A 24,466-nucleotide genomic window follows, 5' to 3' on the forward strand; every position below is an offset into this window, starting at 1 on the left:
TTGTGCTTTCGGTCCACGTTCACGTGGTTCTTGTAACCGTAGTGGCTCTTGCCGTGTTTCTTGGTCCAGCGCGCATCGACATCTTTCTGCGACCTCTTGGCGGGCTTGTCGGTCCAGTCCTCGGGCACCTCGCCGGACTTGATGGTCTTGTTCTCATCGCGGGTGTTGTGGTTCTTCGGCACCGCCACGATGGACGCGTCCAAGATCTGCCCGCCACGGGCAATGTATCCCTGCCGATCGAGATAGCCGTCGAACTGGCGGAACAGCTCCTCGACCAGACCCGCCTGCGCCAACCCCTCGCGATAGAGCCAGACCGTCTTGGCGTCCGGCACCCGGTCCTCGAGCCCCAGCCCGAGAAACCGCATGAACGAGAGCCGATCGCGCACCTGATACTCGATCTGGTCGTCGGACAGATTGTAGAGCGCGCTCAAGACCAGCGTCTTGAACATCAGCACCGCGTCCATCGGCTTGCGCCCGGCGCGCGACTTGCGTTCCCCTTCCGGCTTGCGCCAGACCCGCTCGAGCGCCGGGCGAAACTCCTCCCAGAGAACTATGGCGTCGATCTCGACCAACGGATCGCGCTTGGCATCGAGGCTCGCATACCGGTCCGAAAGATCAAAGAAACCCATCTGCGCCATCGTCTTACCCCCATTCCGGTTTGCCACCCCGATCATACCGTAGCGCCGGGTTCAGGGCAATTTTTAGAGGTGCCCATGATTCATGGAAGGCCCTTTCGCTGGAATGGCCCAGGCACCGATCGAAGAGGGCAGGACTGTGATGGTACGCCGACCGTCAGGCTCCTATGAAGTCACATCTCGCCCGCTGCCGGGGCAACCTGATGGTCGACACGTCAACGCAATGACACGAAGTCAATCGTAAGATGAGTCAGGCCATCAGGCTGCAATACCATATTCACAATCATAGGAATCGCCGACACTGCCGACCGAGGTGTCGATCCCGGCATCGGCCAGCCGTTCGGTGTATCGGATGGACAGGTACTGGCTACCGCGGTCTGAGTGGTGGATCAGGCCGCCGCCCTCGGCCGGACCTCGTTGACAGATGGCCTGGTTCAACGCATCGAGCACGGTGAGCGATCAGCGCGCCACCGGTTCAAGCGCGATCGCGAACGGTGGTCATCGATGTCGAGACGCGCCAGCCCACGATCTTGCGCGCGAAGACATCGATGAACGAGACCTTGTTCGCCATTGGTTCAAGAACAATGGTCGAGTGCGACGTAGACCATCCCTGCCCACGTCGACACATAGGTGAAATCCGACACCCAGAGCTGGTCGGGCATGGCCGCCACGAACTGCCGGTTGACCTTGTCGTCCGGGCAGGGCTGCGCCGGATCGGGGATGGTTGTCTTCTTCTGGCCTCGCACAACCCCTTGTAATCCATGAAGATGCATGAGGCGCTCCACGGTGCAACGCGCGATGTCGTGCCCGTCGCGACGAAGCTGATGCCAGATCTTGCGGGCACCGTAGCGCCCCCGGCTCTTGCCGTGGGCTGCCTTGATCTTCTCGAAATCCTGCACGTCCTGCCGGGCGCGGTCCGAGGCCAGCTCGGAGTTGCGGGCAATGGCAGCATGACGGTGAAAGGTCGCAGGGGCGATCGGCAGAACACGGCAGATCGGGCCGCCATTGTCGCTCGGACCAATGGCGCAACACTGGCTTGCCCCCATAGACCTCGCGATGCTCTTCGATGAAGGCGTTCGGGCCGGCCCTCGAACCGGTGGCGGGCTACGGCCCTCACTTGCGGAACGGGCGGTCGAGCTCCGCCTGGGCAAAATATGCCGACGCTTTCTTCAGGATCTCGTTCGCGGTCCGCAGTTCCTTGACCTCGCGCTCCAGCTCCTTGATGCGGGCCTTCTCTTCACTGCTCGGTCCGCTGCGTTCGCCCGCGTCACGCGCCGCCTGGATGCACCAGCTGCGCAGAGTGTCATGGGAGCAGCCGAGCTTCGACGCAATCGCGCGGTAGGCCGCGTTGTCGCTGGTGTAATCAGGGCGCTGTTCGCGATACAGCCGAACGCCGCGCTCGCGGAACTCGGCCGTGTACTTCGGGGTGTGCTTCTTCGATTCCATAAGGGGCATCCTTTGAGGTTTTTACTCTCTCGGAAACCCGGGGCGGTTCAACGGCCAGCGCATCTTCATTGGCGTCAATTCTGACTAGACCCTCGACCGCGAGGCCGGCGAGCACGGCAGAGCTTTCCCAGTGGAGACCGCCCTGCTCGGCCATTCGGCGTAGTGCGCCGGCGCTCACTTTTCCGGTCCGGACGTGCGCCGCGATTTCGTTCGCAGCCTCCTTTGCCGCCTCGTCGCTCTCGGCGGCGAAGCGGGCGGCGTCCTGGCTAAGGGGCTGCCCGGCGATGGCGTGCAGGAGGCGCATCAGTTCCGACCCATTTGGGCCGTCCGGGTAGTGCGTGAAGTCGAGGAATATGCTCAAGTCGACAAAGTCCGGCATCGGATCGTCCGAAATCCGGATTGGCACGAAACAAAAACTGTCCCTTTCGTCCCTCAGGTTTAGCATTGCATCGTATTCGCGCCTGACCCAGTCCGATGTCCCGGCGCCCCCCGACCAGACTAGCACGCCGGCTTGGCTACGCTTCAGCGCCCGGCCTATCGAAGGGCGAAGCTCGTCTCCCGGCTTGAGCGCGGTCTGGTCTAGGAAGACCTTGTGGCCGAGCTCCGTCAGCACATCATAGAGATTGACCACCCATTGCCGGTCGACCGATCTGTAAGACAGGAACACGGTCCACTCGTCGTCCCCCTCCAGCGGACGGGGTTTCGGGGCGAAATCTAGCCAGCTCGGCATCCGGTCCTCCACGCTCCTGCGCCCGCTGCGCCTCAGGCTAGCGTCAAGATTTCGTCAATGGGCCAGCCGCGACCAAGGCCGGCCGCGGCTAGGCGCATCGTATTGTCGTCGCCGGCGCGAGCGCTGCCCTCCCAGACGGTGCAGATCCGGTGCGGTCCCGGAGCTGCCGCGGCCTCCTCGATGATCCATTCGCTTGCCGCCGCGTACGGTCGCTTGCTGTCTCTCGCGAGCCCAAGCAGGCGCAAGCCACCCTCGCGCCCGACCGCAGCAATGACGGCATCGTAGATCCTCCCCCATTCCCCCGGCCGGTCGACGACCGAGCTTTCGCGGAAGACGGCGACGTCGAATGGTAGCACGACGATGCGCGAGACCGAGCCGAGCGTAGCTGCCGCTTCCAGTGCCAGAAGATCCGCGCCGGCCGCGGCCGAGCAGACCAGCGTGGTCACGCGCCTGTCCCTGAGGTAATCGGTGATCGCGCGTGCCACCCGATCCCGGTTCTCCGGCGGGAATCGTTGCTCGCGGGTATCCCGCGAGTCTGGTCGCCGCCCGGCGAGCGCAACGGTGGTCATGGCAAGAATGCACCGAAATGGCGTGCCATGGCCACCTGCTTCCCGGCGCAGTCGCCGATCTGCTCTAGCTCGGGGATCATTGCCGCGTTGTCCATTACAAGTACGTCCGCGGGAATATCGGCAAGCCCGGCAGCATTCAGACCCTCCTGCGAAACATCGACGTCGTAGCGGGCATAGAGGAAGCTCTTCGGCCGCTTCGGGTCGTGTGGCAGGATCAGATCGCCGATCTCGCGGTCCAGCGGCGAGCCGTGCACGCAGCGCCCCAAGGTGCGGCAGGCGATGTCCTGTTCCACCGCGATCGAGCGCATGACCTCGCCGACGATCGTGCTGGCCGACGTCAGCAGCCCCTCGCCGCGCGGATTATGATCGTCCAGCGTCCGGTATGACATGCCAGTGCCGACCGAGACGAGCATCAACCTGTCCTCGCCAGTAGGCCAACCGCAGCGGTACGCTGGCTCGGTTGCCATCCGAAACAGCAGGAATGCCGGATTGTTGTAGGCGGTCACACCGCCATCCTCGAAATAGAAGCTTCGCCCTTCCGCCAGATCCAGCCGCTCGGGCGCGAAAAAGGTCGGCGCCGCCGTCGAGGCGCGCACGAGTTGCCATAGCGGCAGCAGCAAGTTGCAGTCGCCGCGCCCGATGTCGTTGTACTTCGCCGTCGGGTTGGTGCTGACAGGCCAAGGCGAATCGGTGTTGGCGTTGCGCGTCACCACCAGCAGGTGCCGATCGGGCAATAGCGTGCCGGCGCGCTGCAGGTCGAGGATCGAGCCATCGCCGAACTCACGGCGCAGCATGGCGCGCAGGTTGTCGGCCTCGTAGCTGTAGCGCCAGCGGCGGACCAGCGCCGCCTTGTCGAACATCCGCGCGCCAGACTCGACGTATAAGCGCCGCAACTCCGCTACCGACTTGCCGATCGCCAGGCCCGCTGCGATGACGGCGCCGGTGCTGGTGCCACCGATATAGTCGAAATAGTCGCGCAGGCGGAACTTCGGGTCGCCGCCATGCGCGTCGCGTAGCTGCGCCTCGACCTCGGCCAGCATCCCGAGAGAGATCAGCCCGAGGATCCCCCCGCCGTCGATCGCCAGCAGGCGTTTCTGCACCGTGTTCGTCACGCCGCCCCCTTCGTACCCGCATATGCGATCTTCGGCGGCATCGACACCGCCTAGCCTTTGCTATTACGCACCTGACGGCTCAGTTGCAGCGGCCGAAGCCGCAGCATGCCGACGGGTCTAACTTTGATCCCCGCTTGGACGGTACCATCAGCGAGCCGCTCTGCAACTGGAAACTTCATCGGCTGCGCCGCATGATCTTTCAGGGACACTCGTCGGGGGGCGCCTCTGGGGCAGCGAGGCTTCTTCCACCTAGCCGCCTCTCGTCGGTCGGTATTGCCGCTGGCACGCGGGAGGATCGCGATGAAGGACACCCACGACCGGCGCCGCTGCCTCCGTCCGTCAGCAAGCGGCGGGCGCGAACGGGGCGGCACGCCCCACCGGCCCTGGCCACATGGGGACACTCTACAGGGCCGCAAAAACAAGGGGAACACCGGGCGGCTGCCTGCTGACCGCGGGCGGGCTTTCTGCGTGGGCGATGATCACCGCACACGTCGACGGACGAGCTCCGGTATTGGGCGGGCGGGGACGCCCCAGACTTGTCTCTTTCTCTGGACTGGACAACGCGGCTCGCCTCGATCACCGATTCCCTTCGGATCGATTTCCGGCTTTTCCGTGTGGGCGACGAAATTTATCAGCCTGAGCAGGCCCGCGCCTGCTCCCTCAGCACCGCGTAATCCGCCAGCCACTCGATGATCGCCGCCCCCTCCGGCAGCGCCGCCAGCTCGTCTGCCACCCGCGCCTGCTCTTCTTGGCTGTAGGCCACTACGGGCGGACAGACCCCTGGCGGAGTATCAGAACCGACTCCCTCGCAATCGCCCAAGAAGATCGTCGCGATCACGAGGGCGGTTTGCGGCCGCGTCCAGCATCCGGCGGTGAATGGCATGGCTGCGCTCCAGGTTATCCAGCTGTTCGGCGGCGCGTCCAGCGCGCTCGCCGGCCCGGCGAAGGTTGAGAAGAAAGAGGGTGATGGTGAGCGCTGCGAGGGCGAGAGCCGCCGCCCGTCGCGCCCATGGCCGGGCGAGGAGCCCGGCCAGCAGGGAGCCCCCCATCACCGTCGCCCCTTGCGCCAGTCATCGACCCGCGCCCAGACGGCGACGGCGATGCCGCCAAATGCCAGCGCGATGAACAGCCATCGCAGAGTGTCGAGATGGGGCACCAGCGGCAGGACGGCGCCCTGCGCCTCCGCCATCACCTCCTGCGCAACCTCGACCCCGGCGGCGCCGGCTGTCGCCACGCCGGCCGCCCCGGTCCCCTTGAGCGTCCGGCTTTCCGCCAGCTTTTCGCGCGCGGGCGGCGTCTCGGGCGCGAAGGGTGTCGCACGCGCCGGGAATGGCGCGCCCCACTGCCGTGCGGGTCCGAGATCGATATGCATGAAGTTCGAGCGCGGGTACGTCCCGAAGCCGAGAAACCCGACCTCGCGCGCCACCCGCTCGAAGGTCTCCGGGTCGTGGTTGGCCATGGAGATATCGAACGCGGTCCCGTCCATGTGCTTGGAGCGCCTGGCCCCGCCCACGGCGCGGTTGTGCTCGAGGCTGCGATAGCCGGAATTGACGATCAGCGGCTTGCCCAGCCGGTCGCGCAGCGCCTGCAGGGTGGCGAGGGCTTCGGGGTGCAGCTTGATCTGGCCGGTGCCGCGACAGGCGATCTCTGCGGGTGAGAAGTCGGGCCAGCGCCAGAGACGCTCGGGCACCTCGCGGAAATGGCGGAAACTGCGAATGGGGTCGGACATGGTGAGGGCTCCTTCGGGATAACAGGCATGCGGAAGTGGCCTCCGCCCGGATGGGCGGCGGGGTCGATGTGTCGGGATTGAGGGTCTGGACGTCTGTCAGCCTCACCTTGCGGTCAGATGTGCCGCGCGCGCTACGCCGTGAGAACGGCGGTGCAAAATTAGGCCACGGTAGCGCCGCCATGTTGGCGGTGCGGGCGGCGTAAAAGTCGTCCACTTTTGCCCTTCCTGTGACAGCAAGGAGGGCGGGGAGATTTACACCGTGGATTTGTATTTGAAGGTTCGCCTGGCGTGTGGCGAGGGGATGAGCGAGCGAGAGGCAGCACGTCATTTCAACATTTCGCGCGACAGCGTCGCGAAGATGATGGAGTTCTCGGTGCCACCGGGCTACCGGCGCACGGCGCCGATCAAGCGTCCCAAGCTGGACGGGTTCACCGAGATCATCGACGCGTGGCTGGACGGCGATCGTGAGGTCCGCCCCAAGCAGCGCCACACCGCCAAGCGCGTTTATGACCGGTTGGCCGCGCCTTATAGGCCAGGCTCGACCGTGAAGTCCCGACCAGCCTGCACGCCCGCCGTTCCGTGAACCGATGCTCGTCCATCAGCCTCTTCACGGCATCCCGGCGGTGCGCAGGCGTCAGGAGTTTTTTGCCAGAAGCCCCTTGAGACCGGCGTTGTCGAGCATGGCGTCAGCCAGAAGACGCTTCAGCTCGGCGTTTTCGGCCTCGAGATCCTTCAGGCGCCGCGGCTCGGAAACCGTCATGTCGCCATACCTGGCCTTCCACTTGCAGAGCGTCGCGTCCGACCTGCCGTCCTTGCGCTACAGCTCCGAGACCTTCGCCCCGGCCGCATACTCCTGCAGGATCCCCACAATCTGTTCTTCGGTGAAACGTGATTTGCGCATCGTCTGTTCTCCTTGTTCTCCCGAACGTTAAAAGAACAAACTCTCAGAATGAATGGCCCGGTTTTATGGGGGCAGGTCAGACGGGCAAGGATAAGGAATAAACTAAGCTATTAAATGGCTAATGTGATTCCCAGGGACATCTCGCAAATTGAGTGGCGTTATTCCTCTAGTCTTTCTGCGAGTTCAATTACCAAGGGCGAAGGGTTGTTCGCGCTGTGAACGATATGGATTTCCTCTTCAGCACGGGTGAAGCCGACATAGAAGAGGCGGCGCGCCTCTCTGGTTTCTCTTTCGTTCGGGTTCGGGCGAGGAATTCTGCCATCGTCCATGCCGAACATAATGACAAGCCTGAACTCGCGCCCTTTGGAGCTGTGCAAGGTTGTGAGGTTGATCCGATTATTCCCTTCGCCGTGGCCGCAGAATTGACCCAAGGTCATTTCTTCATTCGCACCACCGGGAGCTGTTTTAAGAATGAATGCGTCGAGCGTATCGCTTTCATCTGCCAAGGTCCGTGACCCCGCGAACAACTCACGCAGTATCTCGTGCCGGACGGGCAGTGTCCCAACGGTTGGTGTAAGAGGCCGCGCGCGGAGCCCCCGGCGTAGCGCAGCGCGCGGCCGGTGGTGACGCTGGCGGTCACCGTCGATCTTCGGCAAAGGTTTGGGTTGCAAAACTCGAAACCAAAGACGGAGATGACGATGACCGATGAGAGAATGGCACTGCTTGAGCTGGTTGAACAGCAGACCGATGGCGATCTTGTGCGTGAAATGCTGGCCTTTGCAGCCAGGCGGATCATGGAAGCCGAGGTGGAGACGCAGACGGGCGCGGCCAAGGGTGCGCGTTCGCCCCTGCGGGAAGTTCAGCGAAACGGATACCGCGACCGCGATTGGGACACCCGGGCGGGTCGCATCCCGCTGGAGATCCCGAAGCTGCGCAAGGGCAGCTACCTTCCCAGTTTCCTCGAGCCCCGGCGCACGGCCGAGAAGGCCCTCGTGGCGGTGATACAGGAAGCCTACGTCCAGGGGATTTCCACCCGCTCGGTGGACGTCTGGTTAAGGCCATGGGCGCGGGCGGCATGTCGAAGAGCCAGGTCAGCCGGCTCTGCGCCGAGATCGACGAGCGCGTGAACACGTTCCTGTCGCGGCCCTTGGAGGGGGCATGGCCCTACCTCTGGCTCGATGCAACCTATGTGAAGGTGCGCGAGGGCGGGCGCATCATCAGCCGTGCCGTGATAGTGGCCGTGGCAGTCAACGAGGACGGCAAGCGCGAGGTGCTGGGTGTCGCCACCGGCCCCTCCGAGGCGTGCGCGGGGAAAACGATCCCCCGGATCGTTTTCTGGTCCCGCTTACCGTTCTGGACTGATTTCCTGCGCTCCTTGGCCGACCGCGGCCTGCGCGGCGTGAAGCTTGTGATCGCCGATGACCACAAGGGGCTGCGCGCCGCCGCACGCCGGGTCTTCAACGCGACCCACCAGCGCTGTCGGGTTCACTGGATGCGCAACGCCCTGGCGCATGCCCCGGCCAAGCAGCGCACGGCCGTGGCGGCGATGCTCAAGACGATCTTCGCCCAGGAAAGCAAGGCCGACGCGGAAGCCCAGTGGGACACCGTCGCCGACGCGCTGCGAGAAAAGCAGGACAAGCTCGGCACCTTCATGGACGCCTCGCGCGACGACGTTCTCGCCTACATGGGGGCTCCGCCCGTTCTTGCCTCAAACCGTCCCCCGGACGGTTTGCCGCGCGTCGCGCGGACCGGCGCGAACTCCCGCGTGAACATTGGACCCAGATCGCCTCGACGAACCCGCTGGAGAGGGTGAACCGCGAGATCAAGCGGCGCACAGATGTCGTGGGGTTCGTCGGGAAAACAGCGCCCCACGCTGTTTTCCTTTCCTCCTCACTCCCGAACGACCAGGCCATCATCAGGCTCGTCGGCGCGATCATTCTCGAGACCAACGACGAATGGACCGTTGCGCGCCGATACATGAGTCTTGAAACCCTCGCGCGCGTGAACGACAATCCCAACATCAGGTTGCCCGCCGTGGCGACCTGATCAGATCTGGACCTTTCCGAAGGTCGGCGCTCTTACACCATGCCGTGGGACACTATCGCATCGCGCAAGGCTGGCAGAATATCCATCGTGATCCGCCGCCGAAGGTTATGCCCGAACTGCTTGGCCTCGCTCTCACCACCATAGCAGATGAACTCGTAGTCTTCCGCCGAGGTGGCATCATCTTCTAGGTCAGCAAGAGGGCGAAGCTCGTAGGTCAGGCGAACGGTTTCAGGATCATCGTCAAGCCTGAAATCCGTTAGTATCGCGAGGATGTCCTCGTCATCCTCAAATTCCTTGATCTCCACACTGACCAAGATGCTGTCGTCTTTTGTCAGCTCGTCCAAGCCGTCCCAGAAGTCCGACAACCCAAGCTGCCGCGCACTGTCAGGCATCGCCGGATCGAAAACGAGGCGTAGAGCGTGAACCGCCCCGGGTTTCCGAGAGAGTAAAAACCTCAAAGGATGCCCCTTATGGAATCGAAGAAGCACACCCCGAAGTACACGGCCGAGTTCCGCGAGCGCGGCGTTCGGCTGTATCGCGAACAGCGCCCTGATTACACGAGCGACAATGCGGCCTACCGTGCGATCGCGTCGAAGCTTGGCTGTTCCCATGACACGCTTCGTGCCTGGTGGATTCAGGCGGCGCGTGACGCGGGCGAACGCAGCGGACCGAGCAGCGAAGAGAAGGCGCGGATCAAGGAATTGGAGCGCGAGGTCAAAGAGCTGCGCACCGCCAACGAGATCCTGAAGAAGGCGTCGGCATATTTTGCCCAGGCGGAGCTCGACCGCCCGTTCCGCAAATGATCGCCTTCATTGAAGAGCATCGCGAGGTCTATGGGGGCAAGCCAGTGTTGCGCCATTGGTCCGAGCGACAATGGCGGCCCGATCTGCCGTGTTCTGCCGATCGCCCCGGCGACCTTTCACCGTCATGCCGCCATTGCCCGCAATCCCGAGCTGGCCTCGGAGCGGGCCCGGCAGGACAAGGAGGATTTCGAGGAGATCAGACGCGTCCACGACAAGAGCAGAGGCCGCTACGGGGCGCGCAAGGTCTGGCACCAGCTTCGGCGAGACAAGCACGACATTGCGCGCTGCACCGTGGAACGGTTGATGAGAGAGAAAGGATTGCAAGGGGTTACGCGCGGCAAGACGAAAACCACGGTCCCCGATCCGGCACAGCCCTGCCCGGATGACAAGGTCAACCGGCAGTTCGTGGCGGCCATGCCCGACCAGCTCTGGGTCTCCGACTTCACCTATGTGTCGACATGGATGGGGATGGTCTACGTGGCCTTCATCATCGATGTCTTCGCGCGCAAGATCGTGGGCCGGCGCGTCTCGACATCGATGACCACCGTTCGCGATCGCGCTTGAACCGGTGGCGCGCTGATCGCTCACCGTGCTCGATGCGTTGAACCAGGCCATCGCCCAACGGTGCCCGGCCGAGGGCGGCCGCCTGATCCATCATTCCGATCGCGGCAGCCAGTACCTGTCCATCCGATACACCGAACGGCTGGCCGATGCCGGGATCGACACCTCGGTCGGCAGTGTCGGCGATTCCTATGATTGTGAATATGGTATTGCAGCCTGATGGCCTGACTCATCTTACGATTGACTTCGTGTCATTGCGTTGACGTGTCGACCATCAGGTTGCCCCGGCAGCGGGCGAGATGTGACTTCATAGGAGCCTGACGGTCGGCGTACCATCACAGTCCTGTCCTCTTCGATCGGTGCCTGGGCCATTCCAGCGAAAGGGCCTTCCATGAATCATGTCATCATTGGCGTAGACACGCATCAAGCCAACCACATTGCCGTTGCGATAGACGCGCAGGGCGCCCGTCTGGGCTGCACGACCATTTCCACTACCCTGAAGGGATACCGAGATTTAGAAACCTGGGCGTCCCGGTTCGGTCAGATCAAAGCCTTCGGGATTGAGGGCACCGGCTCATTCGGTGCGGGCCTGTCCAGAGAGCTGCTGGCCAAGGGTCACGAGGTTCTGGACGTCATGCGTGTTGATTGTCACTGAGACCTGACCCGGCATTGTCACCGAGATTTGACCCACCCATTTGTTATGTTCTTTGCGTCATGATGGCGTCAATGCGGTTGTCTCCTTTCGTTTCTTTTTCGCGATCTCAGAGCTGGCCTTGAAGCGGTAGCTGTCGTTGCCGGTCTCCAGGATGTGGCAGCGATGGGTGAGGCGATCGAGCAGCGCTGTGGTCATCTTGGCGTCGCCGAAGACGCTCGCCCACTCGCTGAAGCTCAGGTTGGTGGTGATGATGACGCTGGTGCGCTCGTAGAGCTTGCTGAGTAGATGGAACAGCAACGCGCCACCCGAGGCGCTGAACGGCAGGTATCCCAGCTCGTCGAGGATCACCAAGTCGGTCTTCACCAGCGCCTCGGCGATCTTCCCGGCCTTGCCCTGGGCTTTTTCCTGCTCCAGCGCATTGACCAATTCGACCGTCGGCAAGAAGCGCACGCGCTTGCGGTGATGCTCGATGGCCTGGATGCCGAGGGCCGTTCCGACATGCGATTTCCCGGTTCCGGGGCCTCCGATCAGCACGACATTCTCGGCGGCGTCCATGAACTCGCAGCGATGAAGTTGGCGAACCAGGGCTTCACGGACTTCGCTGGCGGCGAAGTCGAATCCGGAGAGGTCCTTGTATGCCGGGAAGCGCGCGGCCTTCATGTGATAGGCAATGGAGCGCACCTCGCGTTCGGCCATTTCGGCCTTGAGCAACTGCGAGAGCATCGGCACGGCCGCCTCGAACGCGGGCGAGCCCTGTTCCATCAGATCCTGCACAGCCTGTGCCATTCCTGGCATCTTCAGGCTGCGGAGCATGATGACGATGGCAGCACCGGCGGGATCATGACGCATGACGCGTTCCTTCCTTGGTGCGCAGCCCATCATACCGCGCGACATTGGCCTCGGGTTCCTTGCTCAAGGAGAGAGCTGCAGGCGGGCTCACATCCGGCTGATCGGTCGGTGTGCCGTCCACCAGCCTGTGCAGCAGGTTCAGCACATGGGTCTTGGTCGGCACGCCGGCCTCCAGTGCCAATTCCACAGCACAGAGCACGGCCTGTTCGTCATGGTGCAAAACCAGTGACAGGATATCGACCATCTCGCGATCGCCACCGGGCCTGCGCAACATCTGTGCCTGCAGCTTGCGGAAGGGGTCGGGCATCTCGATAAAGGGAGCACCGTTGCGCAAAGCCCCGGGCTTGCGCTGAACGACCGCCAGATAATGACGCCAGTCATAGATGACGCGCCCCGGCTGGCGGTGGGACCGTTCAATGATGCGCTCATGCGTGCAGACCACATGCCCTTCGGCGACGATGACCAGCCGTTCGGGGTAGATGTGCAGGCTGACGGGCCGGTTTGCGAAGCTGGCGGGCACTGAGTAGCGATTGCGATCGAATGTGATCAGGCAGGTGGGTGAGACCCGCTTTCTCTCTTCGACAAAGCCGTCAAACATTGTGGGCAGCGGCATCAGCGCGGGCTTCTCGGCCTCCCAGACATCGGCAATGCTGCCAGTGTAGAGCGTCAACCACCTTGTCCGCGTGCGACAACCATCATGGCCGGTTTTGAGGCCGCCGGGGTTGGGGTGTCGTTTGGTGTTTTGGGTTAGGTTTCTCCTTCGTTCTGGTTGTCGGCGATGGTTGTCGCTGAGGCATCGGCTTGTGCCCGCTTGTTCAGGGCAGCCGCACGCTGCCGGTAACTTTCGGCGTTCATCTCGAGGATGGTCGCGTGGTGGACCAGTCGGTCGATGGCCGCGACGGTCATGGCCTTGTCGGGGAAGATCTGATCCCAGCCGCTGAAGGGCTGATTGGCCGCAATGGCGATGCTGCGGTATTCGTAGCGCCGGGCGATCAGTTCGAAGAGGACGCCGGTTTCGGCCTGATCCTTGTGGGCATAGGTGATGTCGTCGAGGATGATCAGGTCGAACTTGTCGAGCTTCGCCAGCGCTGCCTCGAGAACGAGATCACGCCGGGCGGCCTGGAGTTTCTGCACCAGATCGCTGGTCCGGGTGTAGAAGACACGGTGTCCCGCCTCGATCAGGGCATGACCGATGGCGCAAAGAACGTGCGTCTTGCCGGTGCCGGAATTGCCGATGGCGATCAGGTTGCCGCCACCGTCCAGCCAGTCGCCGGCCGCCAGGGCCTCCACCCGGGCACGCGGCAGGGTCGGCAGCGCCTTGAAGTCGAAGGTCGCCAGCGTCTTGCCCGCCGGAAGCTGTGCCGCGTTCAGGTGTCGCCGGATACGCCGCATGTCGCGCTCAGCCAGTTCATATTCCGCCAGCACGGCGAGGAAACGGGCGGCCGGCCAGCCTTCGGTATCGGCGCGTGTGGCAATCTCGTCCCAGAGCTTGTGGAAGCTGGGCAGCCGCAGCGCGGTCAGCATGCTGGGCAGCGTGTGGATGTCGACCTCGCGGGCGGTCATGTGCGAGCCTCCAGAAGGGCGTCGAAGCTGCCCAGTGCCGTGTGGGCGACGGTCACATCCTTGGGTAACGCCATGCGCCTCGGAACCAGCCGGGACGCCAGCGCCTTGGGGTCCGGCACCTGGCCCGCGTCGAGGTCCTCTGCCAGCAGATGCGCCAGTTCGGCCTCGCATGCCTGGTCGTGGGCGATGAACAGCAGGTCGACCATCCGGCGGCAAGCGTCGCGTCGTGGCAGGTCCCGCTGCAACGCCTTCCAGGCCTCGGCGTATTCGGTCCGGGGAAACAGGCTGTCGCGGTAGATCGAACTCCACAAAGCCTGCGGTTTGCGCCGCAGGGCATGGATCACGTGGTGGTAATTGATGACATGGACGCGGTGGCCACCTGCGCGCCCGCGGGCCCGGGGATGGGTCACGACGAGGGTGCTGCCGAGAAACGCCTCGATGCGATCATCGTAGAGATGGACCCGCAAACGCTGCCCGATCAGCTGCGACGGGGCGCTGTAGAAGATGCTCTTGACCAGGAAGCCACCCGTCCGCGTGACCGGCACCACGATCTCGGTGAAGTCGGTGGTGCGCCGCTGCGGCAAGGGCTTGAGGTGTGCTCGTTCCGCCTGAACGGCGTCGGCACGCTGCTTGTTGCGCCGCGCCACCAGCGTATCGATGAAGCGCCGGTAGTCTTCCACGCACGCGAAGTCGCGGCTGCCGCGCAGGATCAGCGCCTGTTCGATGGCTTTCTTGAGATGCCGGTTCTGGGATTCGACCGCCCCGTTCTCGTGGGCCTCACCGCGATTGTTGCGGCTGGCGTCCATGCCGTAATGGTCGACGAAGGCATCATAGCGCCTGGTGATGTCCTCGCGCTGATCCGCGGTCAGGTTGCGGAACCCGGCCGACAGGCTGTCGGTGCGGTGGTTTTGCGGCGCCCCGCCCAGTGACCAGAGGGCCTGTTGCAGGTTCTCGGCCAGCGCCGTGAAGCTCTCCCCACCGAGAACCACGCCGACATGTTCCCAGCGGCTGTAGACCATGACGAAGTGGTAAAGCAGATGCGGGAATGGCTGCCCCGCGATCGTGACGCGCAGCTCTTCGGCGTGGGTGAAGTCGGACTGGGCCATGTATCCCGGCTCGGGCGTCTGGCGGAAGATGATGTCGCGCTCGGGTCCCTTCAGCGCCCGCCATTGCCGCACACGCCGCTCCAGGGTGCGCCGGATACGATCATCGGGGAATGCCAATGGGTGCTCGCTCTGGAGATGGCGCAACAGGGTGACGGCCTGCAAGGTGCTGTCGGTCTCGAGCAAGGGGAGGAGGTCGCCCTCCCAATAGCCTTCGAGGGGATCGGCCACCGTGCGTCCGTGAACGATCTTGCGGTTCGAAGGCGGGGTCGGGTCGGCATCGAAACGCCGGGCGGTCCGTTCGCTGAACCCGGCACGGGCAGCCGCGGTGCGCTGACTGTGTTTCTGGAGGTCGGTCATGTATATTCTCACTTGCTGGTCGGTGATGGGTTTGTAGGCCAACCCGGGTCCTCCGTTTGACGGCAGAAGACCCCGGCTTACCAACCCGCAGCGACCAGCACCTATTCCTGAAGTCAATCAGGCCGGTGGGGCCGTCCTCCAGACGGGCATGCCCGTCTTCCGTTCAGCCCCACCGGCCAAGGTGGCTGTCGGCACCGGCCATGGTGGTTGTCGCTCAACAGCCAGGCAGGGTGCCATGCGCAGTCTCGGCCCACAGGAGCTTGCAGCGGTCTTCCAGCCAGTCATTCAGCGCATCAAGGTCCGGAAAGGCTGGCATCACCTGCCAGAGCCGGTGGCGCGCGTCGCGAACGTTCTTCTCGACCTGTCCTTTCTCCCAGCCCGCCGCCGGGTTGCAGAACTCGGGATCAAAGACATAATGGCTGGTCATTGCCAGAAACCGGGCGTTCACATCGCGCTTCTTACCCACGCCCACACGGTCGACAGCCGTCCGCATGTTGTCGTAGATGCCCCGTCTCGGAATGCCTTCGAAGACGCGGAAGGCGTGCCAGTGAGCGTCGAACAGCATCTCGTGTGTTTGCAGCAGATAGGCGCGCACCAGAAAGGCGCGGCTGTGTGACAGCTTGATATGGGCCACCTGCAACTTGATGCGCTCAGATCCGACATGGACCCAGTCCTCGCTCCAGTCGAACTGGAACGCGTCACCCGGCTGAAACACCAGCGGAACGAAAACCCCGCGATCTGTTGTGTGATGCGCGCGCTGCCGCTCGCCTTTCCATTCCCGCACGAAGGCCGCAACCCGTTCATAGGAGCCATCAAATCCAAGCTGAACCAGATCGGCGTGCATCTGCTTGGCCGTACGCCGCTCCTTGCGCGACTTGCGCTGCTCAGCCACCAGCCAGCCCGACAGCTTCTCAGCATACGGATCCAGCTTGCTCGGGCGGTCCGGTGTCTGAAACTCCGGCTCGACAATCCCCGCACGCAGATACTTCTTGATCGTGTTGCGAGATACGCCCGTCCGCCGTGCGATCTCGCGAATGGGCATCTTGTCGCGAAGCGCCCATTTCCGAATAACCCTCAAAAATCCCATGTCGATCACTCCGATAATCCCCAGCTGGTTCAAGCCGGGGAAAGGTTGCACATGGGTCAGATCTCGGTGACAATTTTGGCCGTTGCCGGGTCAGGTCTCAGTGACAATCAACAACCGTGCGCGAGGCCGGGATCACCCTGTTTTTCTCCCTATTTTTCCTGACACTCATGTTTTGTGACACCCGACGCCGCGGCTGTTCCGGACAGGGCCGACACGCGAGTTATCCACAAAAACAAGAAACTCCGGACCGATCTCGACGGGTTTCCATAGGCGCTTCATGCTAAATCAGGTGTACGGGTCGTCAGCAGGTGGCCCCCAGATATTCCGGTCCCCGGGCCCGTAAGTACACACGAGTCCTATCGAGAAACGCGCTTGCGCGAACAGGAGAGGCTTGTCTTGCCCGACGCTGCCCCGCAGTCACACGCACACGCACGGCACGGTCCGTGCGCGCTTGGCTTCGCCGCGGGGGGCAAGGTCACCGTCGCGCGTCTGGAACGGGCCCTCGAAACCGTCGCGGCGCTGGTGATCGACGACGAGGTCTACCTGCCCATCTTCCAGCGGCTCGAGGCGGAGCTGGAAGATGCCCGCAGGACCGCCAGCACCCTGGACCGCGCCCGCAAGATCGCGCGTGGGGCGCGCAGTTACAACGCGGCGCGCTGAATCTCGCCGACCAAGAAAGCTGGCCCGCCGCCCTCGCCGTATCGTTCGCGCCCGAGCGCATGGCCGAGAATGTCTCGCCGCACGCGCTCATCGACCCGCGCCCGCAGGAGGCGGTCCTCGAAGGAGTGCCGCAGGCTGTAGAGCGTGTGCCGCTGGGTCTCCACGAGCCCGTTTTCGCGGAGATACTTGTTGATCGTTGCAGACAAGCCGGCCGAATTCCTACGGTAGCGCGGAAAGCCGTCAGGAAAGTCCTTGAACGCCGCGAGGCTCACGCCGAGCAGCGGCAGGTCGCGCCGCGACGGACCGGTCTTGATCGTCCGCGCGGCGTTGGCCCGGATCCGGATATGCGGCACGTCGCCGTCAAGCAAGATATCCTCCGGCATCAGCCCCGCAGCCTCTCCGGGGCGATATCCGGTATTGACCATACCGAGCATGATCGCCCGCGCCTCCGGGTTCAGCCCGTCGAGGGCCCCGGGCGCGAGCAGACGCTCCCGGATCCAGTTGTCGCTGAAGGGGGGCCTCGGCGCGCTGTCGCCCTGTTTGAAGTTGAAGCCGGACAGCGGGAGGTTGATCCCGAGCCGCTTGCGGTCATTGACCGTCTTCAGGACCGCGCCAAGGTGCGTCAAGTCCTTGTTGCCGCTGTTCGGCGTCAACCCCTCGATCTCGATCCGCTCCATCCACGCGTTCCGGAAATCGCCCATATCGTCTGCGGTGATCGCGGCGATGGGCTTGTTTCCCACGACATTGATGAAATTCCGGATCGCTTTTTTTCGCGGGTTTTTCCAGCGCCGCACCTGATCATCCGATTTGTCGAGGACCTGGTCCCGGGTCATGTCCCAGTAAAGCTCCAGCGCCCGGCTGACAGTGATCGGCGCCTCGCCAGCACCGCCAAGGAGCGCGGCGGCCTCGATGCGGTCGGGCTCCTCCGGCGTGGCGGCGGGGGCCACGGACTCGATCCGCTCCAGGACCTGCGCGATAGGCAGCTCTGCCACCGCGCGCGCCGACAGAAACCGCACCCCCCGCGCTGCGGCCAGGTCCCGCGCTGCGGCGAACCGCTCCTCTGCCTCATGGGAGCGCCCCGCGAGCCGGGCTTCCCAGCCTTCGACCAGCTCTCCCCAGACCGCCTCGGCCTTCTGCTTCGCGACGCCGAGCGAGTCGGTCTTGAGGCTGCGCCAGACCTCCTTGCGCGTTTCGATATCTGAATACCGTGCGGGAACCCGTCGTTTGAGCCAGTACACCTTTCCGCGCTGATGAATACTCACGTCCACCTCCTACGTCGTCGTGCGTAGCAGTATGTGTAGCGAAATGGGGTGCGAAACAAGCCGCACAACTTGTCGACCGGCCCTCGATGTCCGGTAAGGCCATGATTCAGATGAATAATTAAAATTTTGAGGAGACGTAGTATGGCGGAAAGACAGACCGCCAACATGCCTTTCTGATCCAATGCAATCAGATGCGTGAAGTCTCATAAATCTCAACAACGTAGACCGTTTACGGGCAACTTCAGTTTGCAGCCTTGTGCAATCCTATGCGACAGGTTACTTTTTCTATGTGGGGCGCTATGTGGGGTGCAGGCAAATGCCAAAGGTTGCGAAGGAGCTGTCAGCGCTTGAGGTCAAGAACCTGGCCCATCCGGGCGGCAAGCGAAATGTCCTGTACTCGGTCGGAGGCGTGTCTGGCCTTCACATGCAGATCACGCCGCATGGCGGGCGGTCTTGGGTGCTGCGCATAAAGGTGGGGTCAAAGCGCCGCGACCTTGGCTTGGGCGGTTTTCCGAGTGTTACTCTGTCACAGGCGCGCGACAAGGCCCGAGAGGCCCGCGCGAAGATCGAGTCGGGCATTGATCCGGTCGAAGAACGCAAGGCAGCAAACGCCGCGCTCGTCGCATCCCAGCGCCGTGGGCTGACCTTCGCGGATGCGGTGGACAAGGCTCTTACCGCGAAGCTGGACGCTTTCAAGAACGCCAAGCATCGCCAGCAGTGGGAAAACACCCTTGCCACTTACGCAACGCCTGAACTTGGCAAGATGTTGGTGCAAGATATCGACACGCAAGACGTATTGCGCGTATTGCAGCCGATCTGGGCGACGAAGACCGAAACCGCGACCCGCGTTCGTGGCCGGATCGAGGCGGTTCTGAGTTGGGCAACGGTTTCAGGGCACCGCAAGGGTGACAATCCGGCAAGATGGGCGGGCAATCTGAAAGAGCTTTTGCCAGCCCCTGCCAAGATAGCCAAGGAAGCCAATCACCCCGCCGTGCAGATCGACGACGCCCCGCGCTGGTTTGCGGCCTTGCGCACTCGCGAGGGCTTGGGCGCGCGAGCGCTCGAATTTCTGGCGCTGTGCGGTCTGCGGTCTAGCGAGGTGCGCAGCCTGACATGGGATGACGTGGACAAGGACAAGGCGATTGTCGTCATTCCGGCAGATCGGATGAAGGCGGGCGAGGAGCACCGCGTGCCGCTATCGCCAGAGGCGCTGGCGCTGTTGGACGCGTTGCCCCGCTTCGACGACAACCCACTTGTGTTCCCGGCCCCGCGTGGTGGTATGCTGTCTGACATGACCTTGAGCGCGACAATGAAGCGGATGCATCAGGCCGATCTGGCTCAGGGCGGGCAAGGCTTCATCGACCGAGTGTCAAAGCGCCCTGCTGTGCCGCATGGTCTGCGTTCGACCTTTCGCGATTGGGTTGCAGAACGAACGAGCTATCCGGGCGACATGGCCGAGGTCGCGCTGGCGCACAAGATCAGCAACGCGGTCGAGGCCAGCTATCGGCGCGGCGACATGATCGAAAAGCGTCGGCGCATGATGGCCGATTGGGCGCATTTCCTTACAAGGACGATGCAGTCAGGCGCAGAAATTGTGAGGATTGGCTGATGTTTTCTCCCGAAGGCTTTGTACCTTTCGCGCAGTCAAAGGGTTGGATGTTGGCACATGCTGAGGATTTTTATCTCGAGTGTGCTCTGCCTTGGGCAACAAAACAAGCCTCCAAAGGGGTTGAAGCTGACGATGCAGACCCTTTTCGCACCGCACAAGCCGGACGATTGCTCTTTCTTGAATGGCTCATTAATACCTGTCTCATTATTCAACCCGGAGCCGTTTATTTGACAAGCCCCAGCGGGTCTGTGATGCGTGCAGCTGACGTTTTTTTTGCCGCAGACGATCATTTGTCTTGGTATGATTTTGAATGGCCCTTGTCGGATGACGAACTGAGGCCAATCGCTGAAGGCGGGCAGGCAGACGAAATATTGAATACGCGGTTCAGCTACTACTTTTGGGATATGCTGTCCTGCTGCATTGAGGCTCCCAGCGCCGATGACTGCTCAAAGTTGGCTCCAGAAGCCTTAGCGCTCTTGGAAAAGATAAAACCGTTCGATGGTTGGTCAGTTTGTTTCAAGCATGAAGATTGTGAAACAATTGAACAATTCCTGACCAATATATTTGATTGGACCGGCAAACAAGTTAACGCGATTCCAAAAGGACGTCCTCGAAAGCAAGAGGTCGCAGCGAAACTCTACCGTTCGCTTTATCCGGATGGACATGACGCCAAGGGTCTTACGTGGCAGCAAGCGGCTCATGCAGTAGGACAAGTTGGAAAAATGACTGTTAGCATAGATACGCTACGTCGCGGTTTGGCGAAATTCTGAGCCGCAAAAGGAAACGCATTTGCAGCAAAATAATCGCATAACTGCATGATGCATTTTGCGTGTTCTGCATATGTTCCAAAACTTCGGTTTTCAGTCATGCTGCATCCAGTCGCAACTGATTGGAGTGTATTCAATGCCCGAAACCTACCTGACTGACCGCCAACTTGGCGCGCGCTGGAATGTCCACCATCTGACGCCGCGTCGTTGGCTACAGACCGACCCGACATTCCCCAAACCCGTAAAACTTTCCCCAGGCTGCACGCGCTGGCGTCTGTCGGATATCGAGGCTTGGGAATCGGAAAAGACGGAAATCGTATAACAAACCCCGCCCGCAGGCAGCGCGGACGGGGCAGGTAAAACAGCATCGGGCAGATGTTAGTTATACTGTAACACCGCCGCGCCATTGTGGGCAACCACAAAGGAACGCGAGATGCCTATTCTAAATCGCCAAACATTCAGTACCAGCCGCGATCTTGACTTTCTGACCGAGCGCGAGCTGACCGCGCAAATCGGTTATGACCGGCACTGCTGGGCCGAAGTCGCCGTCAAAGAGTTGGTCGATAACGCACTGGACGCGGCCGAAGACGCAGGCTCCTACCCGGTGATCGGCGTAACACGCGACTACGCCAACGGGACGATCTCCGTGACCGACCAGGGCCCGGGTATCCCGCCCGAGATCGTCACCCGGATCGCGGACTATTCAACGCGCACCTCCAGCCGTGAAGCCTATGTCGGCATCACGCGCGGCGCGCAGGGCAATGCGTGGATGACGCTGCTGGCAATGCCGCGGGTGCTGGGCAACGGTCACGTCATGATCGAAAGCATGGGGCGATGTCACCGCCTTGATCTGCGTCCGCATCCCCTGACCGGCAAGATCGAGGTCGGGCACGAGATCACGCCCTCCGATGTAAAAACCGGCACGCGCGTCTCGGTCCATTCAGCACGCTGGATTGACTATTTGCCCAGAGAAGAAATTTACATCGTCTTGAATCACATCGCCCTGGTAAACCCGACTGCTGCGATCAGCTTGGACGGTCAGACGATACTGGACCGGGTTTCACTGAAGGCGACGAAATGGCCGAGTGCAAAACCGGCATCGGCACACTGGTATTCCTCCGAACGGTTCCACCGGCTCCTGACCGCACGTCTTGCCGCCGATCCGGGCCTCGCCCTGCGTGATTTCCTCAAGGACTTCGACGGTCTGTCCGGGAGCGCGAAGCAGAAAGAGGTGACGGATATGCTGGGCCTTACGCGCGCCCCGCTGGCGGCGTTGCAGCTTGATGATGGCTCCATTGACCCGGCGATGGAAAAAAGGCTTCATGCCGCCTTGTGTGACGCCACCAAACCGCCCCGGGCCAGCCGGCTCGGAACACTGGGCGAGGCTGCCCTGGCGCGTGCCGGCGACCATCTCAAATATGCTGTCGCACGCGTTGATGACGATCTGGCGCCTGCCGTGATCGAAGCGGCTCTTGTTCAGGATCGTGTTGCGGCCGGCTCGCTAATGATGGTCAACCACACCGCACCGCCCTCCACGCATTTCGCCGGGCTTGATAACCTTCTGGACTCCACCCGTCTCTTGACCAAAGAGGCAGAGGACCGCGGCGTAACTGTCATCGTTCATATTGCCTGCCCCGGCATCGATTTTTCAGACCGGGGTAAGCGCAACGTGATCCTGCCCGAACCAGTACGGGATGCCCTGCGGAATATCCTGCACAAAGTCACGAAGCCTTGGCAGGATCAATTCGACAATATCATGAAGGACAGGCGCAAGGCGTCGCAGAGGATGCCTACCCAAAAGGACCGGGGTATCACCACCCGCGAGGCAGCTTTCACCGAGATGGAGCGGGCCTATCTGAAGGCGTCCAGTGACGGCACCCTGCCGGCGGCACCTCGGCAGATCATGTATGCCGCGCGGGGGCCAATCATGGACGCCACGGGCAAGGCCCTCGACGACCAGTATTTCTGCCAAACCCTGCTTTGGGATTATCTCAAGGCAAACCCTGATCGGACTGCCGGATGGAGGATCGCCGTCGATCCTCGCGGCAACCTCGTGGAGCCGCACACCGAGAAGCGCGTGCCACTCGGGACACTGCAAGTCGAGACATACATCGCCCGCGCGGACGACCGGCTTCGAACCGCACAGCCGTCCGGATTCGTCATCAATGACATCGAGACGAGTGGTCCACGCAATCGCTACGGGGCAGTACTGTTTGTCGAGAAGGAAGGCTTCCAGCCCATCCTCGGAGCGGCGCAGCTGCCCGAGCGGTTCGATATCGCAGTCATGAGCACGAAGGGGATGAGCGTGACCGCGGCGCGCCAACTGGTGGACTGGTTCACCGCGCAGGACGTACCGGTCCTCGCTATCCGCGACTTTGACGTTTCAGGTTTCGTCATCGCCGGCACCCTCCGGGAAGACACCCGGCGTCACCAGTGGAAAGGTGATGGAGCCATCGACCTCGGCCTGCGTCTGGCGGACGTGGAGGCGATGGGATTGGATTCAGAACCGGTCAAGAACAAAGGCGATATCATACCGCCGCTGCAAAAGTACGGCGCAACCGAAGCTGAAATCGAGTTTTTGCAAGATCGTCGCGTCGAACTGAATCAGATGGACAGCCGCCAGATGATTGCCTGGATCGAAGGCAAACTGCGCGATCACGGAGTGCAGAAGATGGTGCCTGATGCCGCCGAGATTGCCGAGGCGGCCCGAGAGTACGCCTGCACGATAGAAGCCAATCGCATCCTTGCCAAAATGGAAATCGAGCCCGGCCCTTTACCGGAGCCGGAAACACTGCGCCAGGCGGTTAGTGACCAGCTTGTAGGAGACCCCGCCCAGACCTGGGACACCGCCCTTGCGGGTATTGTGAAGGGAGCAGTGTGATGACCGCGTTGGTCAAATCCGGCCTGCCTGACGATTTCCGTGCCGAAATGGCCCGGCTGCATCGGGTTGGCTTTCCTCTCCTGCCGCTTGGCGGTGGCGATGATGGCAAAAAGCCGCTCTTGCGAGGATGGGCAGACAAAAGCCTGACCTTGGCCCAAGTCTTCGGCCCGATGCATCGTTCGGGCGTGGCGATGTATGGCATCCGGCTTGACGGATTGGCGGTGGTAGACTGCGACACGGATGACCCTGTCCTCGTGGCCGAACTGGAGGCCCGCTTTGGCCCGTCGCCGGTTCACGTCCAGACGCCGCGCGGGCGGCACCTCTACTACCTTGCCAATGGCACCCCCCCGAACCTGCGCGGCGAGCGATTGCCGGTCGACATCAAGACCGGCTCCCGCGCCTATGTTGCCGGCCCGCATTCCATGCGCCCGGACGGCGGCATATACGCGCCAGGGAGGGGGATGTTGGGTGTTGACGCATTGAATCCCCTTAGAATCCCGTCGAGCGAGCCTGTCGCAGCTGTATCACGCCCAGCGCCCATACTAACCGGCACGCGACATGTTGAACTGGTCAAGTTTGCCATTCAGCGGGTGGCCCATGCGGCCAGCCCGGAGGAACTGACGGCCAACCTGCGTCAGTTGCGTGACGATTGGTGCGAAACGCCAAGGACCATGCCGGAAAGCGAACTTGCAGAGATTGCGCGCTGGGCATGGCAATGCCGTTTGGAAAATCGCCTCTATGCTGGCCGCATGAGTGCTTTTTCGCTTCACCGGCGGCCGTTGGACCTGTTGCGCGGCAAACCCGCTCAGGAGGGCGCTCTGGCGCTCTATGTCCGGCTTGTGGACCAGCACGGCCATACCCCCGGCAAGACCTTTCCTCTTTGTCACAAGGCCATGAAGAAGGCGGGGCTGACATCTCTGTCCAAGGCGCGGTTTCTGGCCGCGCGGCGGGCGCTCGAAGAGGTTGGATTGCTCAAGCTGGCCGGCAGGCACCACGTTGGCAAGAAGATGCAGACGTTCGCGTTGGCAATGCCAATGCCTGCGGACGCCCCCGAAAACGTGCAATACCCGTCCTTTGGGGAGGCGGGGGGGGCAGGGGGGAGGGGCTAAACTTACTTATGAGGACGGAATCCCGACCA

The 24,466-nt window shown here is 62.4% G+C and carries 20 protein-coding genes, 7 pseudogenes and 1 other annotated feature; of the genes and pseudogenes, 10 read left to right on the top strand and 17 right to left on the bottom strand.

Annotation, left to right across the window (positions count from 1 at the left end; translation table 11 throughout):
• The 8 genes and pseudogenes from ACROSR_RS15660 to ACROSR_RS15695 all read right to left on the bottom strand — a co-directional run.
• Positions 1-638: IS5 family transposase (locus ACROSR_RS15660; protein ID WP_432686706.1), on the bottom strand; the 638-nt coding region annotated here is incomplete at its 3' end.
• A gap of 279 nt (positions 639-917) precedes the next feature.
• Positions 918-2,081: pseudogene (locus tag ACROSR_RS15665) on the bottom strand (IS3 family transposase); the annotation flags it as partial.
• The gene (locus tag ACROSR_RS15670) at positions 1,999-2,823 is read right to left on the bottom strand and encodes a toll/interleukin-1 receptor domain-containing protein (RefSeq protein ID WP_432686708.1); all 825 of its coding nucleotides are present in this window, start codon (positions 2,821-2,823) and stop codon (positions 1,999-2,001) included. The pseudogene ACROSR_RS15665 and the gene ACROSR_RS15670, both read right to left, overlap by 83 nt.
• Before the next feature lie 20 nt (positions 2,824-2,843).
• Positions 2,844-3,380 carry a hypothetical protein gene (locus ACROSR_RS15675; RefSeq protein ID WP_432686710.1) on the bottom strand — a complete coding sequence of 179 codons (537 nt, stop codon included), beginning with the start codon at positions 3,378-3,380 and terminating at the stop codon, positions 2,844-2,846.
• The gene (locus tag ACROSR_RS15680; protein ID WP_432686712.1) at positions 3,377-4,492 is read right to left on the bottom strand and encodes a patatin-like phospholipase family protein; all 1,116 of its coding nucleotides are present in this window, start codon (positions 4,490-4,492) and stop codon (positions 3,377-3,379) included. The genes ACROSR_RS15675 and ACROSR_RS15680 overlap by 4 nt, the downstream gene beginning before the upstream one ends.
• A gap of 631 nt (positions 4,493-5,123) precedes the next feature.
• Positions 5,124-5,255, bottom strand: coding sequence for a hypothetical protein (locus ACROSR_RS15685; protein ID WP_432686714.1), 132 nt, complete (start codon positions 5,253-5,255; stop codon positions 5,124-5,126).
• 28 nt (positions 5,256-5,283) lie between these two features.
• Positions 5,284-5,541: a hypothetical protein gene (locus ACROSR_RS15690; RefSeq protein WP_432686716.1), complete on the bottom strand. Its 258-nt coding sequence runs from the start codon at positions 5,539-5,541 to the stop codon at positions 5,284-5,286.
• The gene (locus tag ACROSR_RS15695) at positions 5,541-6,221 is read right to left on the bottom strand and encodes a YcbK family protein (protein ID WP_432686718.1); all 681 of its coding nucleotides are present in this window, start codon (positions 6,219-6,221) and stop codon (positions 5,541-5,543) included. The genes ACROSR_RS15690 and ACROSR_RS15695 overlap by 1 nt, the downstream gene beginning before the upstream one ends.
• A gap of 259 nt (positions 6,222-6,480) precedes the next feature.
• Between ACROSR_RS15695 and ACROSR_RS15700 the strand changes: the two are divergent.
• Positions 6,481-6,738: pseudogene (locus ACROSR_RS15700) on the top strand (IS21 family transposase); the annotation flags it as partial.
• Positions 6,739-6,772: 34 nt separating this feature from the next.
• Here ACROSR_RS15700 and ACROSR_RS15705 read toward each other — a convergent pair.
• Both ACROSR_RS15705 and ACROSR_RS15710 read right to left on the bottom strand, forming a co-directional pair.
• A pseudogene (locus ACROSR_RS15705) lies at positions 6,773-7,122 on the bottom strand (transposase); the annotation flags it as partial.
• Between the two features lie 158 nt (positions 7,123-7,280).
• Positions 7,281-7,628, bottom strand: a complete 348-nt coding sequence (locus ACROSR_RS15710) for a 3'-5' exonuclease (protein WP_432686720.1) — start codon at positions 7,626-7,628, stop codon at positions 7,281-7,283.
• Positions 7,629-7,820: 192 nt separating this feature from the next.
• Here ACROSR_RS15710 and ACROSR_RS15715 point away from each other — a divergent pair.
• Positions 7,821-9,168: pseudogene (locus ACROSR_RS15715) on the top strand (IS256 family transposase).
• Between the two features lie 32 nt (positions 9,169-9,200).
• Here ACROSR_RS15715 and ACROSR_RS15720 read toward each other — a convergent pair.
• Positions 9,201-9,560 (bottom strand): hypothetical protein, encoded by a 360-nt coding sequence (locus ACROSR_RS15720; protein ID WP_432686722.1) that lies wholly within the window; start codon positions 9,558-9,560, stop codon positions 9,201-9,203.
• A gap of 78 nt (positions 9,561-9,638) precedes the next feature.
• Between ACROSR_RS15720 and ACROSR_RS15725 the strand changes: the two are divergent.
• A pseudogene (locus tag ACROSR_RS15725) lies at positions 9,639-10,728 on the top strand (IS3 family transposase); the annotation flags it as partial.
• Positions 9,926-10,026: a sequence feature (AL1L pseudoknot), on the top strand. It overlaps the preceding pseudogene by 101 nt.
• A gap of 195 nt (positions 10,729-10,923) precedes the next feature.
• Positions 10,924-11,187, top strand: coding sequence for an IS110 family transposase (locus ACROSR_RS15730; protein ID WP_432686724.1), 264 nt, complete (start codon positions 10,924-10,926; stop codon positions 11,185-11,187).
• Between the two features lie 57 nt (positions 11,188-11,244).
• On the opposite strand, the gene istB (ACROSR_RS15735) is transcribed toward ACROSR_RS15730, so the two are convergent.
• The 5 genes and pseudogenes from istB (ACROSR_RS15735) to istA (ACROSR_RS15755) form a co-directional block, all read right to left on the bottom strand.
• The gene (istB, locus tag ACROSR_RS15735) at positions 11,245-12,036 is read right to left on the bottom strand and encodes an IS21-like element helper ATPase IstB (RefSeq protein WP_432686726.1); all 792 of its coding nucleotides are present in this window, start codon (positions 12,034-12,036) and stop codon (positions 11,245-11,247) included.
• Positions 12,026-12,691, bottom strand: a pseudogene (locus ACROSR_RS15740) (Mu transposase domain-containing protein); the annotation flags it as partial. The pseudogene ACROSR_RS15740 and the gene istB (ACROSR_RS15735), both read right to left, overlap by 11 nt.
• Before the next feature lie 92 nt (positions 12,692-12,783).
• The gene (gene istB / locus ACROSR_RS15745; RefSeq protein WP_432686728.1) at positions 12,784-13,599 is read right to left on the bottom strand and encodes an IS21-like element helper ATPase IstB; all 816 of its coding nucleotides are present in this window, start codon (positions 13,597-13,599) and stop codon (positions 12,784-12,786) included.
• Positions 13,596-15,062 (bottom strand): IS21 family transposase, encoded by a 1,467-nt coding sequence (gene istA, locus ACROSR_RS15750; RefSeq protein ID WP_432686730.1) that lies wholly within the window; start codon positions 15,060-15,062, stop codon positions 13,596-13,598. The genes istB (ACROSR_RS15745) and istA (ACROSR_RS15750) overlap by 4 nt, the downstream gene beginning before the upstream one ends.
• Positions 15,063-15,282: 220 nt before the next feature.
• Positions 15,283-16,149: pseudogene (gene istA, locus ACROSR_RS15755) on the bottom strand (IS21 family transposase); the annotation flags it as partial.
• Positions 16,150-16,521: 372 nt separating this feature from the next.
• On the opposite strand from istA (ACROSR_RS15755), the gene ACROSR_RS15760 reads away from it, so the two are divergent.
• Positions 16,522-16,809 (top strand): hypothetical protein, encoded by a 288-nt coding sequence (locus tag ACROSR_RS15760; protein ID WP_432686732.1) that lies wholly within the window; start codon positions 16,522-16,524, stop codon positions 16,807-16,809.
• Here ACROSR_RS15760 and ACROSR_RS15765 read toward each other — a convergent pair.
• Entirely contained in the window at positions 16,791-18,071 is a 1,281-nt protein-coding gene (locus ACROSR_RS15765; protein ID WP_432686733.1) for a DUF6538 domain-containing protein, read from the bottom strand. The two genes, ACROSR_RS15760 and ACROSR_RS15765, sit on opposite strands and share 19 nt — an antisense overlap.
• A 316-nt stretch (positions 18,072-18,387) precedes the next feature.
• Here ACROSR_RS15765 and ACROSR_RS15770 point away from each other — a divergent pair, with 316 nt between their 5' ends.
• From ACROSR_RS15770 to ACROSR_RS15790, 5 genes are all read left to right on the top strand, one after another.
• Positions 18,388-19,680, top strand: coding sequence for a tyrosine-type recombinase/integrase (locus ACROSR_RS15770; RefSeq protein WP_432686735.1), 1,293 nt, complete (start codon positions 18,388-18,390; stop codon positions 19,678-19,680).
• Positions 19,680-20,450: a hypothetical protein gene (locus ACROSR_RS15775; protein ID WP_432686737.1), complete on the top strand. Its 771-nt coding sequence runs from the start codon at positions 19,680-19,682 to the stop codon at positions 20,448-20,450. The genes ACROSR_RS15770 and ACROSR_RS15775 overlap by 1 nt, the downstream gene beginning before the upstream one ends.
• A gap of 133 nt (positions 20,451-20,583) precedes the next feature.
• Positions 20,584-20,769: a helix-turn-helix transcriptional regulator gene (locus ACROSR_RS15780; RefSeq protein ID WP_432686739.1), complete on the top strand. Its 186-nt coding sequence runs from the start codon at positions 20,584-20,586 to the stop codon at positions 20,767-20,769.
• A 111-nt stretch (positions 20,770-20,880) separates the two neighbouring features.
• A complete protein-coding gene (locus ACROSR_RS15785; protein WP_432686741.1) occupies positions 20,881-23,328 on the top strand; it encodes an ATP-binding protein in 2,448 nt (815 codons plus the stop codon).
• Positions 23,328-24,437, top strand: a complete 1,110-nt coding sequence (locus tag ACROSR_RS15790; protein WP_432686743.1) for a bifunctional DNA primase/polymerase — start codon at positions 23,328-23,330, stop codon at positions 24,435-24,437. The genes ACROSR_RS15785 and ACROSR_RS15790 overlap by 1 nt, the downstream gene beginning before the upstream one ends.
• Positions 24,438-24,466 lie beyond the last annotated feature (29 nt).

The sequence above is a fragment of the Roseovarius tibetensis genome (genome assembly GCF_050896375.1).
In the GTDB taxonomy this organism is placed as follows: Bacteria; Pseudomonadota; Alphaproteobacteria; order Rhodobacterales; family Rhodobacteraceae; genus Roseovarius; species Roseovarius tibetensis.

What these genes read in the sequence shown, in the direction of transcription:
- ACROSR_RS15775 (WP_432686737.1), top strand. Translation starts at nt 19,680, where the DNA reads ATGTTTTCTCCCGAAGGCTTTGTACCTTTCGCGCAGTCAAAGGGTTGG.
- ACROSR_RS15730 (WP_432686724.1), top strand. Translation starts at nt 10,924, where the DNA reads ATGAATCATGTCATCATTGGCGTAGACACGCATCAAGCCAACCACATT.
- ACROSR_RS15675 (WP_432686710.1), bottom strand. Translation starts at nt 3,380, where the DNA reads ATGACCACCGTTGCGCTCGCCGGGCGGCGACCAGACTCGCGGGATACC.
- istB (WP_432686728.1), bottom strand. Translation starts at nt 13,599, where the DNA reads ATGACCGCCCGCGAGGTCGACATCCACACGCTGCCCAGCATGCTGACC.
- istB (WP_432686726.1), bottom strand. Translation starts at nt 12,036, where the DNA reads ATGCGTCATGATCCCGCCGGTGCTGCCATCGTCATCATGCTCCGCAGC.
- ACROSR_RS15770 (WP_432686735.1), top strand. Translation starts at nt 18,388, where the DNA reads ATGCCAAAGGTTGCGAAGGAGCTGTCAGCGCTTGAGGTCAAGAACCTG.
- ACROSR_RS15790 (WP_432686743.1), top strand. Translation starts at nt 23,328, where the DNA reads ATGACCGCGTTGGTCAAATCCGGCCTGCCTGACGATTTCCGTGCCGAA.
- istA (WP_432686730.1), bottom strand. Translation starts at nt 15,062, where the DNA reads ATGACCGACCTCCAGAAACACAGTCAGCGCACCGCGGCTGCCCGTGCC.
- ACROSR_RS15780 (WP_432686739.1), top strand. Translation starts at nt 20,584, where the DNA reads ATGCCCGAAACCTACCTGACTGACCGCCAACTTGGCGCGCGCTGGAAT.
- ACROSR_RS15695 (WP_432686718.1), bottom strand. Translation starts at nt 6,221, where the DNA reads ATGTCCGACCCCATTCGCAGTTTCCGCCATTTCCGCGAGGTGCCCGAG.
- ACROSR_RS15690 (WP_432686716.1), bottom strand. Translation starts at nt 5,541, where the DNA reads ATGGGGGGCTCCCTGCTGGCCGGGCTCCTCGCCCGGCCATGGGCGCGA.
- ACROSR_RS15785 (WP_432686741.1), top strand. Translation starts at nt 20,881, where the DNA reads ATGCCTATTCTAAATCGCCAAACATTCAGTACCAGCCGCGATCTTGAC.
- ACROSR_RS15720 (WP_432686722.1), bottom strand. Translation starts at nt 9,560, where the DNA reads ATGCCTGACAGTGCGCGGCAGCTTGGGTTGTCGGACTTCTGGGACGGC.